The organism is Paraburkholderia metrosideri, assembly GCF_904848625.1.
GTDB classification, from domain to species: domain Bacteria; phylum Pseudomonadota; class Gammaproteobacteria; order Burkholderiales; family Burkholderiaceae; genus Paraburkholderia; species Paraburkholderia metrosideri.
In genome coordinates, this window is record NZ_CAJHCP010000001.1 from 365,149 (window position 1) to 380,504 (window position 15,356).

Genomic DNA, 15,356 nt, shown 5'->3' on the forward strand with positions numbered 1-15,356 from the left:
AACGGTAATAAATCGTTTCAGACTACGCGTTTCAAACCGCGTATGTCAGGCCCGAGGCCGCCTCGCCGCCGCCATCACGACTAGCTGCGCGCCAGCACCACCACGCCGATCAGGATGATGCCGATCCCAACCAGCTTCTGCACCGACATCACTTCGCCGAACAGGTACCACGCCGCAAACGCGTTGACGACATAGCCGAGCGACAGCATCGGATAGGCGATCGACACGTCCACGCGCGACAGCCCGACGATCCACACGGCCACACTGATCACATAGCAGGCGAGGCCGCCGATCACCGGCGCCTGGGTCGCGAGTCGCCAGCCGATGGGCAGGATGTTCGCACGGGTGAATTCGAAGTGTCCAACGGCATTGGTGCCGGCTTTCAGCAGCAACTGCGCACCCGCGTTCAGCGTGACGCCCGCCAGGATGCAAATAAGGGAAATCGGGTTCATCGAACGGTCAGATCCTGAGATGGGGTCATGGTTGTGGTTTTTCCACCGGCGCTGGCGCCGGGGCGGCGGGCGCGGCCTGCGGCGCCTGCGGCACGAGCGGCTCAAGCGGCTTCATCACCACCACGCGACGCGAATCGCGCGCGATCACCTGCATCGGCAGACCCTGGGTAACGAGGCGGTCGTAGGTCGACGGCGGGATCAGCGCGAGTGCGTAGCGGTCGGCCTTCCAGAGCGCGATCCACTGGTCGATCGTCGGCACCCACTTCTGCGGTTCGACGCTCACGCCGAACGTCAGTTCGTCGGCATGCTCGACCATGATCATCGTGTGGCCGACGTAAAACGGCAGCGTGTGATCGAGCACGCCGACCGAGTAAAACGGCGTATCGGGCGGCAGCTTCGCGAGCTGGGCCTTGATCGCGGGCGCCAGCAGGACCCCGGAACTCTGACGCCCAAACACGTCGTGCCCCGTGCCGGCGATCGTGCCGAGCAGCAGCCAGGCGGCCCCGAAACTGGCGACGGCGCCGAGAATCCCCGCCTTGCTGCGGCGGTTCAGCCACAGCGCGACCAGCGTCAGCACGAAGGCAACTCCGAGCGCGGCCAGCACCCAGCTTCGATATTCGATATACAGCTCGGCCGGATTGCGTCCGCTGCCCAGCCGCCCGAGAAATAGCGCGGCAAACGCAGCCGCCACTAAGAACAGCGCATAGCCCGCCAGATGGCGGCGCCACTGGTCGCGCGTGACGAGCGGCAGGTACATGCCGATCAGCATCGCGATCGGCGGCGCGATCGGCAGCGTGTAGGACAGCAGTTTCGAGTGCGACGCGCTGAAGAACAGGAAGATGAAGACGACCCACGTCAACATCAGCGTGACGGGGGCGAAGCCGTTCGGCTGACGCGGCTGGCGCCACGCATGGCGCACGCTTTGCACCGTCACCGACAGCCACGGCAGGAAGCCCACCAGCAGCACCGGCACGAAGTAGTAAAACGCACCGGGACGATTCTGCTCCGGCGTCAGGTAGCGCTTGAACTGCTGCACGATGAAGAAGAAATTCAGGAATTCGGGATTGCGTTGCTGCACCAGCACGAACCACGGCGTGACGATCGCGAAAAACACGATCAGGCCGCCGATCAGGTGCAGGCGCTTCCACATTGCCCAGTCACGCGCGATCAGCGTGTACAGCACCAGCACCGCGCCCGGCAGGATCACGCCGACCAGTCCCTTGGACAGCACGGCCATCGCCATCGACGCCCAGCAGAGCCACATCCAGCCGCGCACGCACGAGTTCGACAGGTTCGGGCGCTGCGCGAGCAGCAGCGAGCACAGGGTCAGCGCCATCCAGAACGACAGGCCCATGTCGAGCGTGTTGAAGTGGCCCATCAGGTTCCAGTACGGCGAACAGGCCAGCACGATCGCTGCGAACACGCCGGTTGCCGCGTTGAACACGCGCGCGCCGGTGAAGCCGATCAGCAGCACGCCGGCAAAGCCGGTCAGCGCCGTGTAAAGGCGCGCTTGCCATTCGCCGATGCCGAACCACGCGAAGGTCAGCGCGTTCGCCCAGGTTTGCAGCGGCGGCTTTTCGAAATATTTGTAGGCGTTGTAGCGCGGCGTGATCCAGTCGCCGGTGACGAACATCTCGCGTGCCATTTCGGCATAGCGGCCTTCGTCGCTCGGCAGCAGGTGGCGCCAGCCGAGCGGTACGAACCAGATCACGGCGAGGGCCAGCACCAGCAGCAGGATCGTGGTGCGATTGAGCGGTAGCCTCGTCGGCGTATCGTTCATGGATTTCAACCTGTTGGGCGACGCCGCGTGGGCGGCGAAGCGATGTTGTCTGGGAACGGCGGGGGCGGCTACCGGCGGGCGCCTGCGCACGAAGACCGCTGTTCTGCCCGTCGTCAGCTTGCCGGAGCGCCGGTTATCGATGGCCGACCGCCGTTGCCTGACGCAGACCCAGCAGCGCTCCAATCTCCGGCGAGCGGGCCCGGCGTGAGATCGATTCCGATGTAAGAGCAGCGCACCGATGGCGCGCAGTGTACGTTATCGGCCAGGTCGCGGCGAGGGTGTGCGGGTCAACCGGCGGCGGTGGGCATGCTGAATACATGGCGTGCGCCAGCTGGATTGCAGACTTTGCCACGCTGACTGACCCACTTGCAGGCCGTGCTAGGAGCGCTGCGAATGTCGTATGCAGGGACGCCGTAAGACCTCTGAATCACCGCAAGGCCGCTGGCCACCGTCACGAAGCCACCGCCGAGACCGCCGACGTCCACCGGCCAGCACCGCAGGCCGCCGGGATCCCGCACGAAGACCATTGCGCTACGCTTCGATCAACAGCGCCGCGGCAACCTTGCGGCCCTCGGCCATCAGAATGTTGTAGGTGCGGCAGGCGGCCTTGAAATCCATCGTCTCGACGCCGATGCGTTTGGCGGTGAGCGCGGCGGTCAGGCGAGGATGCGGAAAGCGCAGCTTTTCGCCGCTGCCGAACACGACCACCTCGGGCGCCGAATCGACCAGCATGGCGAAGTGCTCGGCGCTCAACTGGTCGAAAGAAGCAACGGGCCACGGGATGACCGGTGCCTGCGGCAGCACGAGAATGCTGCCCGAATGACGCACCAGGTTGATTTCGACATAGTCGGCGCCATAGCCGGTAACGGTGTTGAGCGCGCCGCTGGAGTCCTGATGTAATTTCAAATTGGTTTTCCGAAGTCGTCGTGAGACGTCGTGCGTGCCGGCGGGCCTGACTGGATGGAGCGAGAGCAGGGCGGCGCGACGCGCGTGGAACACGAAAGGGCCGAAAAGGCTTGCCGATGCGGGTGGTGCATTGCGGAAGTCGGCCAAAATCCGCTAAATTATAACTTTTTAGCCGCCTTGCGGCGCCCCTCGCTCAAGCGCTGCCACAAGCCGCGTTGGGCGCAGCGGCGCAGCCCACCGGCTACCTGCCTTGGTTTTGCACGCTTTCGGCCGCTTTTCGTTCGTTTTTTGCCCATTTTCAACCTAAGTGGTCTCGGGTTCCGTTGCGGGCCTGTCCGCGCGGCGGCTGAGCCGTTGCCACTCGCCGCCGGCGCACGTTGCGAGTCTGGCGAAGCCGCGGGATGCCGAACGGGCTCGTCGAGCCGCCCGGTAGGCGGCTGGAAAGCAGAAAATGCGGCGGCTCGCGGCATCTGAAGCGCGGCGCATCGTTGCGCCGCGGCTCGCCAGTGTCGAAGAGAAGCGTCGAAAAGGGATGTCGAAGCGCGGCGACCCGAGGGCAGCCCCAATCCACGTCTGGCGGCCTTCGCCGGCCTGCCGCGCACCCGAAATCCACGATTCGGCGAATTTGCCGGGTTCGGCGTTTAGCCGGCCGGCCGGTTCGTCCAAGCCATCAAGCCATCAAGTCATTAACCAGGATGAAGTGCCCGCCGTGAAACCGATTCTCAAATCCAACAAGTTGTTGAATGTCTGCTACGACATTCGCGGGCCCGTCCTCGAACATGCGAAGCGGCTCGAAGAAGAAGGTCATCGCATCATCAAGCTGAACATCGGCAATCTCGCGCCGTTCGGCTTCGATGCGCCCGACGAGATCATTCAGGACATGATCCTGAATCTGCCGGGATCGTCCGGCTACTCGGACTCCAAAGGTGTGTTCGCCGCGCGCAAGGCGATCATGCATTACACGCAGCAAAAGGGCGTGCACGGCGTCGAACTGGACGACATCTACATCGGCAACGGCGCGTCCGAGCTGATCGTGATGGCGCTGCAGGGGCTGCTGAACGACGGCGACGAAGTGCTGCTGCCCGCGCCGGATTACCCGCTGTGGACCGCCGGCGTCAGCCTGTCGGGCGGCACGCCGGTGCACTACATCTGCGACGAGTCGAATAGCTGGATGCCCGATCTGGACGACATCCGCGCGAAAATCACGCCGAACACGCGTGCGCTCGTCGTGATCAACCCGAACAATCCGACCGGCGCGCTGTATTCGGACGAACTGCTGCTCGGCCTGATCGAAATCGCGCGCCAGCACGGCCTCGTGATCTTCGCCGATGAGGTCTACGACAAGATCGTCTACGACGGCAAGAAGCACACGGCCATGGCGGCGCTGTCGGACGACGTGCTGACCGTCACGTTCAACAGCCTGTCGAAAAGCTACCGTGCGTGCGGCTATCGCGCGGGCTGGATGTTCATTTCGGGCCTGACCGGCGAAAACCGCCGCAACGGCCGCGACTATTTCGAAGGGCTAGGCATTCTGGCCTCGATGCGCCTGTGCCCGAACGTGCCGGGCCAGTATGCGATCCAGACCGCGCTCGGCGGCTATCAGAGCATCAACGATCTGATCGTGCCGAGCGGGCGCCTGTACAAACAGCGCGAACTCGCGTATGACATGCTGACGGCCATTCCCGGCGTGAGCTGCGTGAAGCCGGAAGCGGCGTTGTACATGTTTCCGCGCCTCGACCCGAAAATTTATCCGATCAAGGACGACCAGCAGTTCATCCTCGATCTTCTGCTCGAAGAGCGCGTGCTGCTTGTGCAAGGCACCGGTTTCAACTGGAAAACGCCGGATCACTTCCGCGTCGTGTTCCTGCCGAACGTCGACGATCTCGCCGATTCGATCAACCGGATCGCGCGTTTCCTCGACGGTTACCGCAAGCGTCACACGGCCTAGCGCACAATGTGGCGCAAGGCGCGCCACAACCGACACCCGTTTCCGCGTGAGAAAACGCCGGGCCGCCCAAGCGGGTCGCCCCACATTTCCTCACCCCCCGCGAGGGGCCTGGCGCAAAGCGCTGGGGCGGTGCCACTTTTTAATCACCTACTCGAAAACACACGCTGCATGGAACCGATCAAAGTTGGACTGCTGGGCTTCGGCACGGTAGGCAGCGGCACCTTCACGGTACTGCGTCGCAATCAGGAAGAAATCAAACGTCGCGCGGGTCGCGGCATCGAGATTGCGCGCATTGCCGTGCGCAATCCCGCGAAGGCAACCGCGGCGCTCGGCACCGATGCCGGCACGGTCGCGCTGACCGAGGATTTCAACGCGGTGGTCGACGATCCGTCGATCGATATCGTGGCCGAAATGATCGGCGGTACGGGTCTGGCTCGCGACCTCGTATTGCGCGCGATCCGCAATCGCAAGCACGTGGTCACGGCCAACAAGGCGCTGCTCGCGGTGCACGGCACCGAGATTTTCGAAGCGGCGCGCGCCAACGGCGTGATGGTGTCGTTCGAAGCCGCGGTGGCCGGCGGCATTCCGATTATCAAGGCGCTGCGCGAAGGGCTGACGGCCAATCGCATCCAGTACATCGCGGGCATCATCAACGGCACGACGAATTACATCCTGTCGGAAATGCGTGACCGTGGCCTCGACTTCGCGACCGCGCTGAAGGCCGCACAGGAACTGGGTTACGCCGAAGCCGATCCGACTTTCGACATCGAAGGCGTGGACGCCGCGCACAAGGCGACGATCATGAGCGCGATCGCGTTCGGCGTGCCGGTGCAGTTCGACAAGGCGTACGTCGAAGGCATCAGCAAGCTCGCGGCAATCGACATCAGGTACGCGGAAGAACTCGGCTACCGCATCAAGCTGCTGGGCATTGCGCGGCGTGCCGAGAAGGGCATCGAATTGCGCGTGCATCCCACGCTGATTCCGGAAAAGCGTCTGCTGGCGAACGTGGAAGGCGCGATGAACGCGGTCGTCGTGCATGGCGACGCCGTGGGCACGACGCTGTACTACGGCAAGGGCGCGGGCGCCGAGCCGACCGCATCGGCCGTGGTCGCCGATCTGGTCGACGTGACGCGTCTGCATACGGCCGATCCGGAGCATCGCGTGCCGCATCTGGCGTTCCAGCCGGACAGCCTGTCGAACACGCCGATTTTGCCGATCGACGAAGTGACGAGCGGCTACTACCTGCGTCTGCGGGTGGCGGACGTGACCGGCGTGCTGGCCGACATCACGCGCATTCTCGCCGACACCGGTATCTCGATCGACGCGCTGTTGCAGAAGGAATCGGAACAGGTCGACGCGAACGGCAAGGGCGAAACCGACATCATCCTGATTACGCACGAAACGGTTGAAAAGCACGTCAATGCCGCGATCAAAACGATCGAAGGGCTGAAGACCGTTGTCTCGCAAGTCACGAAGCTGCGCATGGAAGCGCTGAACTAGGCCGAACTATGAACTATCTCTCCACGCGCGGCGCCGGAGCCGGCGAGCACCACACCTTCTCGGACATCCTGCTGGGCGGCCTCGCGAAAGACGGCGGCCTGTACCTGCCAGCCGAATATCCGCGCGTCAGCGCCGACGAACTCACGCGCTGGCGCACGCTGCCGTACGCGGACCTCGCGTTCGAAGTGCTGTCGAAATTCGTCGACGACATTCCTGCTGAAGATCTGCGCGCACTGACGCGCAAGACCTACACGGCCGACACGTATTGCAATGTGCGCGACGACGAAAGCGCCGCGCAGATCACGCCGCTGAAGACGCTGGGTGTCGAGAACGGCGCGCCGCTGTCGCTGCTGGAACTGTCGAACGGTCCGACGCTCGCGTTCAAGGACATGGCGATGCAGTTGATCGGCAATCTGTTCGAATACGCGCTGGCAAAGCACGGCGAGACGCTGAACATTCTCGGCGCGACCTCGGGCGACACCGGTAGCGCTGCCGAATACGCGATGCGCGGCAAGCAGGGCATCCGCGTGTTCATGCTGTCGCCGCACAAGAAAATGAGCGCGTTCCAGACCGCGCAGATGTACAGCCTGCAAGATCCGAACATCTTCAACCTCGCGGTCGAAGGCGTGTTCGACGACGCGCAGGACATAGTCAAGGCCGTCTCGAACGATCACGCGTTCAAGGCGAAGTACAAGATCGGCACGGTCAATTCGATCAACTGGGCACGGGTCGTCGCGCAGGTCGTGTACTACTTCAAGGGCTACTTTGCCGCGACGAAATCGAACGACGAGCGCGTGTCGTTCACGGTGCCGTCGGGCAACTTCGGCAACGTGTGCGCGGGTCACATCGCGCGCATGATGGGTCTGCCGGTCGAGAAGCTGGTCGTCGCGACGAACGAAAACGACGTGCTCGACGAGTTCTTCCGCACAGGTATTTATCGCGTGCGCAAGGCGGCTGAGACGTATCACACGACCAGCCCGAGCATGGACATTTCGAAGGCGTCGAACTTCGAGCGTTTCGTGTTCGATCTGCTGGATCGCGATCCGGCGCGCGTGCTGCAATTGTTCCGCGACGTCGAAGAGAAGGGTGGTTTCGATCTCGCGGCGAGCGGCGATTTTGCGCGCGTGAAGGAGTTCGGTTTCGTATCGGGCCGTAGCAGCCACGACACGCGCGTCGAGACGATTCGCGACGTGTTCGAGCGGTACGACACGATGATCGACACGCATACGGCCGACGGTCTGAAGGTGGCGCGCGAGCATCTGCAAGCGGGCATTCCGATGATCGTGCTGGAGACCGCGCAACCCATCAAGTTCGGCGAGACGATCCGCGAAGCGCTGCTGCGCGAACCGGAACGGCCGGCCGCGTTCTCCGGGCTGGAGTCGTTGCCGCAGCGCTTTGAAGTACTGCCGGCGGATGCCCAACGGGTGAAGGACTTTATCGTCGCGAATACGGGCGACTAAGCGTCGGGCTGGGCAGGTCTGACGGCTTGCCCAGCTTCGATCGCACGTGGCGGCTGGAGTTGCCTCGCGGCAGTTTGCCGAGGTGCCGCACGCCGCAGCGCGGTAGAAAAAATCCGCTTGCCATCAAGGTCTCTGGCAAGCGTTGCTCACGCAGAAATCCCCTCATAACGCCAGGCCCCCCAACCTGACGGCATCGACCGCTACAATGTTCTTTTAACCAGCGGCTTCGAAATCCCCGATGTCCACACCGACGCCCCGCGCTCCGATGCTCGCCACCGCCGACGCGTTGGCGACCCTGCTCGCCGCCGCCAGCCCGATTTCCGGCACTGAATCGATTCCTACCTTGCAGGCGCTGAACCGCGTGCTTTGCGCGGATGTGACGTCGCCGCTAGACGTCCCGCCAATGAACACCAGCGCGATGGACGGGTACGCAATCCGCACGACAGATCTGACGCACGGCGCTCACAGCACACTGCCGGTGTCGCAGCGCATTCCCGCAGGCCACGCACCCACGCCGCTGACGCCTGGCAGCGCGGCCCGCATTTTCACCGGCGCGACGGTGCCGGCTGGTGCCGACGCCATCGTGATGCAGGAGCAAACCGCATCCACGGGTGACGAAGTCACGATTCAGCACACGCCGCAACCCGGCGAATGGATCACCGCTCAAGGGGCGGACATCCGCAGCGGCTCGGTCATTCTGCCGGCGGGTACGCGGCTGACTCCGCAGGCGTTGGGGCTGGCGGCGTCGGTTGGCTGTGCGGCGCTCGAGGTGCACCGTCGCGTGAAGGTCGCTGTTTTCTTCACCGGCGACGAACTGACCATGCCTGGCGAGCCGCTGAAACCCGGCGCGATCTACAACTCGAATCGCTTTACGTTGCGTGCGCTGCTCGACAAGCTCGGCTGCGAAGTGACCGACTACGGCATCGTCGCCGACCGGCTCGACGCGACCCGCGCGACCTTGCGTGAAGCCGCTCAGGCGCACGATCTGATTCTGACCTGCGGCGGCGTGTCGGTGGGCGAGGAAGATCACGTGAAGCCGGCAGTGGAGGCGGAAGGGCGCCTGTCGATGTGGCAGATCGCGATGAAGCCAGGCAAGCCGCTTGCGTTCGGTGCGGTGCGCCGTGGTGGAACGGCATCGGCATCGGCGGAAACCTTTTTTATCGGCTTGCCTGGCAATCCGGTTTCGAGTTTCGCGACCTTCGTGCTGTTCGTGCGGCCCTTCCTGTTGCGCCTCGCCGGCGTCCAGACCGTCGCGCCGCGTGCGCTGTCACTGCGGGCCGACTTCACGCAGAGCAAAGCCGATCGCCGCAACGAATTCCTGCGTGCGCGCATCAACGCGCAGGGCGGCCTCGATCTGTTCCCGAACCAGAGTTCCGCTGTGCTGACTTCGACGGTCTGGGGCGATGGCCTGATCGACAATCCGCCGAATCACGCGATCAGCGCGGGCGAGACCGTGCGCTTCATTCCCTTTTCCGAATTGCTGAACTGAAAGCCGTCCCGATGAAGATTCAACTGCGATATTTTGCGAGCGTGCGTGAAGCGCTCGATCTGGCCAACGAGACGGTCGAACTGCCCGACGGCATCGCGACCGTCGGTGATGTGCGCGCGTGGCTGCGCGTGCGCGGCGGAATCTGGGCCGACACCCTCGCCGAGGGCCGCGCGCTGCGCATGGCCTGCAATCACGTGATGACCGACGCCGGCACGCGCGTCACCGAAGGCTGCGAAGTCGCGTTTTTTCCGCCCGTCACCGGCGGTTGAGCCGAACTGCGTCGATTCATCCTGATCGCGTCGATTACCCCGCGCTCAAGCACAGGAGCCACTCATGCCCGTTCGCGTTCAGACGGAAGATTTCGACCTCACCACCGAGGTGGCGGCGCTGCGTACGCGCAATCCGAAGATCGGGGCGGTCGCGTGCTTCGTCGGCACCGTGCGCGACCTGAATGACGGCAGCGTCGTCGAGGCGATGGAGCTCGAACACTATCCGGGCATGACGGAGAAATCGCTTGAAGCGATCGTCGTGAGTGCGCGCGAGCGTTGGCCGGGCATCGACGTGCTGATCGTGCACCGCGTCGGCAAGCTTTATCCGCTAGACCAGATCGTGCTGGTGGCGACGACGGCCGCGCATCGAGGCGACGCGTTCGCGTCGTGTGAGTTCGTGATGGACTATCTGAAGACTCAGGCGCCGTTCTGGAAGAAAGAGAAAACCGAAGCCGGTGAGCGCTGGGTCGATGCCCGTGTGACCGACGACGCGGCGCTCGCGCGATGGGGCGTTGAAGCGGGGAATCGGGAAGGGGTGGATTAAGCCCAAGCCCAAGCCCAGGGCGGATTCAGGCTTGCCCATGTGGGAATGAGCTGTTTGCAGTGCCTGTCGGCACAGGCGCTCGAAGGCCGAGTGCTTTTGCGTCAAGTCGTGGCCGCCAACGCGCGACCCAATCAGCCTCAATCGTCCCGCTGCCGCCCCACGATCCGCGTCGGAAACGGCTCCCCAGCCGGTCGCCGTGCATGAGGCGCGTCATCCTCATCGCGCGGACGCCGAGGCGCCACGCGCTCCAGTAACGCCTGCTGCTCGGCCGGAATCTTGTAATCCCAGCCAAAACGGCTCAATTGCAAGCTCTGCGCGATCCGCAGCGCCGGTTCCATGAACCTGACCGCCGCCGCCGGCTGATAGCGCGATTCGACCGTGTCCAGAAACAGATACAGCCAGCGGCTGAAATGCTGTGGCTCGACCCCCTCGATCGGTTGATGCGCCTGCTGCACGTTGCCGCGATACTGTTTTGCCCCGAGCACCAGGCTGCCCCAGAACGTACACATTTTCGGCAGATGATCGTCCCATCGCCCGGCCAGCGTCGCGTCGAAAACCGGGCCGAGCAGCGGATCCGCGCGAACGCGGTCATAGAAACCGTAGACGAGGTCGCGAATATTCGCTTCTGTCGGCTCGGCGGCGCGCTCGACCACCGGCGCAGCGGGGAAAGAGGGGTTCATGCAAATTCCAGAAAAAATCGGCTTCTGACGCCCATTGGGCAGAATGTCGGTGAAGTCCGCCAGGACAGTCGGAGATGGCGTCAAACGATGTCTTAACGACATGAGGAAGGGCGCGAATACCCTGCTTTTCGCACGAATGGTTTATGCGGGAAACGCTACCATTACTAACGAGAGAACAAGAGAAAATCCCGCCTGACCTAACGCAGAAAAATCAAACATGCGTCATGCCCGCATCTTAGGGCGAAGCGGCGGCCCCCGGCAACCCTTGCACCGACGCGGTTAATTCCGGATCGCGACTTGCACGCATTGTGACACCCGCCCTATGAGACTCACCGACTATACGGATTACTCACTACGCGTCCTGCTATATCTCGCCGTTCGCGGCGCGGGCTTGTCGACCATTCAGGATATTTCGCAGGCGTACGGAATATCTAAGAATCATCTGATGAAAGTCGTGCAGCAGCTTGGCGAACGCGGTTGGGTCGAGACTGTGCGCGGCCGCAATGGCGGATTGCGAATTGCGGAACAAACTCGCCTGCTGACCGTGGGCCAGGTCGTCCGCGCGACGGAAAGCGATTTCGCCGTGGTGTCGTGTCTGCCGGACCAGCACGGGGTTCAGCGCGCGTGCGTGATCACTTCGCAGTGTCAGCTGCGGGGCGCGCTTCAGGCCGCGAGCAATGCGTTTCTCGCCGAACTCGACCGTTATACGATCGGCGAGGTTGCGCAACCGCACGCGCCGCTCGCGGCGCTGCTCGGTTTGAGCAGCGTGATTCCTATCGTGCCGCTCGCGGCCGCCGCCGGCAGCCCAGCGGCGGCTCCCTGAATTGGGGCAGGTGGTTCCTTCGCGTCAAATGTTAAATAGTTGCCTTTGAGCGCAAAAAAGCGCTTGAAACTTGAAGAAAACGCCTCAATTTGGTGGTAATCGAAAATTGGAGGTCTCTTGATGAGAATCGACAAGCTCACCACTAAGTTCCAGGAAGCGCTCTCGGATGCGCAGAGTCTGGCCGTCGGCCATGACAATCAATATATCGAACCGGTTCACGTCCTGTCGGCGCTCGTCGCCCAGCAGGATGGCTCGGCTCGCTCGCTGCTCTCGCGTGCCGGCGTGCACGTGCAGGCGCTGCAAACCGCGTTGAACGACGCGATGACGCGTCTGCCGCAAGTCAAGGGTACCGACGGCAACGTGCAGATCGGCCGCGAATTGACCGGTTTGCTGAATCAGGCGGACAAGGAAGCGCAAAAGCTCAACGACACGTTCATCGCGAGCGAAATGTTCCTGCTCGCAGTCGCGGACGACAAAGGCGAAGCCGGGCGTCTCGCGCGCCAGCACGGCCTGTCACGCAAGTCGCTCGAAAGCGCGATTGCGGCGGTGCGCGGCGGCTCGCAGGTGCATAGCCAGGACGCCGAAAGCCAGCGCGAAGCCCTGAAGAAATACACCGTCGACCTGACCGAACGGGCGCGGGCCGGCAAGCTCGACCCGGTGATCGGCCGCGACGACGAAATCCGTCGCTCGATTCAGATCCTGCAACGGCGTACCAAGAACAATCCGGTGCTGATCGGCGAACCGGGTGTGGGTAAGACCGCGATCGTCGAAGGATTGGCGCAGCGGATCGTCAACGGCGAAGTGCCGGAAACGCTGAAAGGTAAGCGCGTGTTGTCGCTCGACATGGCTGCGTTGCTGGCCGGCGCGAAATACCGCGGCGAGTTCGAAGAACGGCTGAAGGCCGTGCTCAGCGACATCGCCAAGGACGAAGGCCAGACCATCGTCTTCATCGACGAAATCCACACGATGGTCGGTGCAGGCAAGGCCGAAGGCGCGATGGACGCGGGCAACATGCTGAAGCCGGCGCTCTCGCGCGGCGAACTGCATTGCGTCGGCGCGACCACGCTCGACGAGTACCGCAAGTACATCGAGAAGGATGCGGCGCTCGAACGTCGTTTCCAGAAAGTGCTGGTCGACGAGCCGTCGGTGGAAGCGACCATCGCGATCCTGCGCGGCTTGCAGGAAAAGTACGAACTGCATCACGGCGTGGACATCACCGATCCGGCGATCGTCGCGGCGGCGGAACTGTCGCATCGCTACATCACCGATCGTTTCCTGCCGGACAAGGCAATCGATCTGATCGACGAAGCCGCGTCGAAGATCAAGATGGAAATCGACTCGAAGCCTGAAGAGATGGACCGGCTCGACCGTCGTCTGATCCAGTTGAAGATCGAACGCGAAGCGGTCAAGAAGGAAAAGGACGAAGCGTCGCAAAAGCGTCTGCAACTGATCGAAGAAGAAATCGAGCGTTTGAATCGCGAATATTCGGACCTCGAAGAAATCTGGACCGCGGAAAAGGCGGCGGTGCAGGGCAGCGCGCAACTGAAGGAAGACATCGAGAAAACCCGCGCGGAAATCACGCGCTTGCAGCGTGAAGGCAAGCTCGAAAAGGTTGCCGAATTGCAGTACGGCAAGTTGCCGGAACTGGAAGCGCAGTTGAAGGCGGTGACCCAGGCCGAGGCTGTCGAGCAGAACAATCCACAGCGGCCGCGTCTGTTGCGCACGCGGGTCGGCGCGGAGGAAATCGCCGAAGTCGTGTCGCGTTCCACCGGTATTCCGGTTTCGCGGATGATGCAGGGCGAGCGCGAAAAGCTGTTGCAGATCGAGGAAAAGCTGCACGACCGCGTGGTTGGTCAGGACGAGGCGATCAGCGCAGTGGCCGACGCGATCCGCCGCTCGCGCGCGGGTCTGGCGGATCCGAACCGTCCGTATGGTTCGTTCCTGTTCCTCGGCCCGACCGGGGTGGGCAAGACCGAGCTGTGCAAGGCGCTGGCGTCGTTCCTGTTCGATTCGGAAGATCATCTGATCCGCATCGACATGAGCGAGTTCATGGAGAAGCACAGCGTCGCGCGGTTGATTGGGGCGCCGCCGGGATACGTCGGTTATGAAGAGGGCGGTTATCTGACCGAAGCCGTGCGCCGCAAACCGTACAGCGTGATCCTGCTCGACGAAATCGAGAAGGCGCATCCGGACGTGTTCAACGTGTTGCTGCAGGTGCTCGACGACGGCCGTATGACCGATGGCCAGGGCCGTACCGTGGACTTCAAGAACACGGTGATCGTGATGACGTCGAACCTCGGTTCGCAGGTGATCCAGGCGATGGTCGGCGAGCCCCAGGAAGCGGTCAAGGACGCGGTCTGGGAAGAGGTGAAGCTGCACTTCCGGCCCGAGTTCCTGAACCGGATCGACGACGTCGTGGTGTTCCATGCGCTTGACCGCTCGAACATCCAGTCGATCGCGCGGATCCAGTTGCAGCGTCTGCACGAACGGCTCGCGAAGCTCGACATGCAGCTGCTGGTGTCGGACGAAGCGTTGGAGCACATCGGCAAGGTTGGCTACGATCCGCTGTTCGGCGCGCGGCCGTTGAAGCGCGCGATCCAGCAGGAGATCGAGAACCCGGTCGCCAAGCTGATCCTGGCCGGCAAGTTCGGTCCGAAGGATGTGATTCCGGTCGAAGTGGAAGACGGCAAGCTGGTGTTCGACCGCGTCGTGCATTAAGCGACGCGCCTGCGGCCAGGTCAGGAACAGTGGCGGTTTGGCTGTTCCGGGCCGTATGGCAAAAAGAGGCAACGAAGGTCACTTCGTTGCCTCTTTTTTTGCTCACGCCTTGCGTGTCGCTCCGCTTTTCACGTCAGGCAAAAAGCGGGGTGACATCTACGCATCTGCGCATCTACGCAAAATTACGTGCTCTTGTTGCCGCCGAACAGCGCCGACAGCCCGCCGAGCGCGCCCAGCACGGTCGTCGCGTTCAGTTTGCCCTCGGCCGGCACTTCGCCTTCCGGCGTCGCGGCATTGACCACATGCGGCAGGATTTGCGACAGCAGACCGGTAACCTGATCCGGTTGCACACCGGCTTTCGCCGCGAGATTAGTGACGGCGTCGGAGCCGAGCACGCTATGCAGCGCATCCGGTGCAATCGGCTGATTTTCGCCGTTGCTGACCCACGACGTCACCACGTCGCCGAGGCCTTTTTCCTTGAAGCGTTCGATCAGCCCATTCAGGCCGCCTGGCTGGTTGTTGACGAATTCGAGTGCGGCCGAAACCAGTTGCTGCTGGCCACCGCCTTCAGGGGATTTCCCAATCAGGGAACCGATAGTGTCGAGTAGGCTCATGACGCTCTCTCTTGAATGCCGACTCGTGATTGACGTGTCAGCGGGTGAAAACGCCGCGCGACTGCGCGGCGCGGTGGAAAGGAAGGCAGCAGGGTGGTGTCGACGCCAGCACGAGCATCACATGGGTCGTGGATCATGCGCGTCTCGCGTGGCCTGCTGCCGGTTCCTTGTAC

At 63.0% G+C, this 15,356-nt stretch carries 13 protein-coding genes and 1 pseudogene; 9 read left to right on the top strand and 5 right to left on the bottom strand.

Annotated elements, in window-relative coordinates; all coding sequences use genetic code 11:
- Positions 1-80: 80 nt before the first annotated feature.
- Positions 81-452, bottom strand: a complete 372-nt coding sequence (locus LMG28727_RS01595; protein WP_201640558.1) for an SMR family transporter — start codon at positions 450-452, stop codon at positions 81-83.
- A gap of 25 nt (positions 453-477) precedes the next feature.
- Entirely contained in the window at positions 478-2,232 is a 1,755-nt protein-coding gene (locus LMG28727_RS01600) for a glycosyltransferase family 39 protein (RefSeq protein ID WP_201640559.1), read from the bottom strand.
- Here LMG28727_RS01600 and LMG28727_RS01605 point away from each other — a divergent pair.
- The gene (locus LMG28727_RS01605) at positions 2,231-2,440 is read left to right on the top strand and encodes a hypothetical protein (RefSeq protein WP_201640560.1); all 210 of its coding nucleotides are present in this window, start codon (positions 2,231-2,233) and stop codon (positions 2,438-2,440) included. The genes LMG28727_RS01600 and LMG28727_RS01605 overlap by 2 nt on opposite strands.
- A gap of 323 nt (positions 2,441-2,763) precedes the next feature.
- Here the strand turns inward: LMG28727_RS01605 and LMG28727_RS01610 are convergent, their stop codons facing one another.
- Positions 2,764-3,138, bottom strand: a complete 375-nt coding sequence (locus tag LMG28727_RS01610; protein WP_201640807.1) for an Mth938-like domain-containing protein — start codon at positions 3,136-3,138, stop codon at positions 2,764-2,766.
- A gap of 700 nt (positions 3,139-3,838) precedes the next feature.
- Here LMG28727_RS01610 and LMG28727_RS01615 point away from each other — a divergent pair.
- The 6 genes from LMG28727_RS01615 to LMG28727_RS01640 all read left to right on the top strand — a co-directional run bounded on the left by LMG28727_RS01615 (position 3,839) and on the right by LMG28727_RS01640 (position 10,348).
- Positions 3,839-5,086, top strand: a complete 1,248-nt coding sequence (locus LMG28727_RS01615) for a pyridoxal phosphate-dependent aminotransferase (protein WP_328810049.1) — start codon at positions 3,839-3,841, stop codon at positions 5,084-5,086.
- Positions 5,087-5,254: 168 nt separating this feature from the next.
- The gene (locus LMG28727_RS01620) at positions 5,255-6,586 is read left to right on the top strand and encodes a homoserine dehydrogenase (protein ID WP_201640562.1); all 1,332 of its coding nucleotides are present in this window, start codon (positions 5,255-5,257) and stop codon (positions 6,584-6,586) included.
- A gap of 8 nt (positions 6,587-6,594) precedes the next feature.
- Positions 6,595-8,046, top strand: a complete 1,452-nt coding sequence (gene thrC / locus LMG28727_RS01625) for a threonine synthase (protein ID WP_201640563.1) — start codon at positions 6,595-6,597, stop codon at positions 8,044-8,046.
- Between the two features lie 265 nt (positions 8,047-8,311).
- Complete coding sequence (locus LMG28727_RS01630) at positions 8,312-9,535, top strand: molybdopterin molybdotransferase MoeA (RefSeq protein ID WP_201640808.1); 1,224 nt, start codon at positions 8,312-8,314, stop codon at positions 9,533-9,535.
- A gap of 11 nt (positions 9,536-9,546) precedes the next feature.
- On the top strand, positions 9,547-9,804 hold the full coding sequence (gene moaD / locus LMG28727_RS01635; RefSeq protein ID WP_201640564.1) for a molybdopterin converting factor subunit 1: 258 nt from the start codon (positions 9,547-9,549) through the stop codon (positions 9,802-9,804).
- Positions 9,805-9,868: 64 nt separating this feature from the next.
- Complete coding sequence (locus tag LMG28727_RS01640; protein ID WP_201640565.1) at positions 9,869-10,348, top strand: molybdenum cofactor biosynthesis protein MoaE; 480 nt, start codon at positions 9,869-9,871, stop codon at positions 10,346-10,348.
- 137 nt (positions 10,349-10,485) lie between these two features.
- On the opposite strand, the gene LMG28727_RS01645 is transcribed toward LMG28727_RS01640, so the two are convergent.
- Positions 10,486-11,028 (bottom strand): group III truncated hemoglobin, encoded by a 543-nt coding sequence (locus LMG28727_RS01645; RefSeq protein ID WP_201640566.1) that lies wholly within the window; start codon positions 11,026-11,028, stop codon positions 10,486-10,488.
- 322 nt (positions 11,029-11,350) lie between these two features.
- On the opposite strand from LMG28727_RS01645, the gene LMG28727_RS01650 reads away from it, so the two are divergent.
- Both LMG28727_RS01650 and clpB read left to right on the top strand, forming a co-directional pair.
- Positions 11,351-11,851 carry an Rrf2 family transcriptional regulator gene (locus LMG28727_RS01650; RefSeq protein ID WP_201640567.1) on the top strand — a complete coding sequence of 167 codons (501 nt, stop codon included), beginning with the start codon at positions 11,351-11,353 and terminating at the stop codon, positions 11,849-11,851.
- A gap of 120 nt (positions 11,852-11,971) precedes the next feature.
- Positions 11,972-14,569, top strand: coding sequence for an ATP-dependent chaperone ClpB (clpB, locus tag LMG28727_RS01655; RefSeq protein WP_201640568.1), 2,598 nt, complete (start codon positions 11,972-11,974; stop codon positions 14,567-14,569).
- A 182-nt stretch (positions 14,570-14,751) separates the two neighbouring features.
- Here clpB and LMG28727_RS01660 read toward each other — a convergent pair.
- A pseudogene (locus LMG28727_RS01660) lies at positions 14,752-15,219 on the bottom strand (YidB family protein); the annotation flags it as partial.
- Positions 15,220-15,356: the final 137 nt, after the last annotated feature.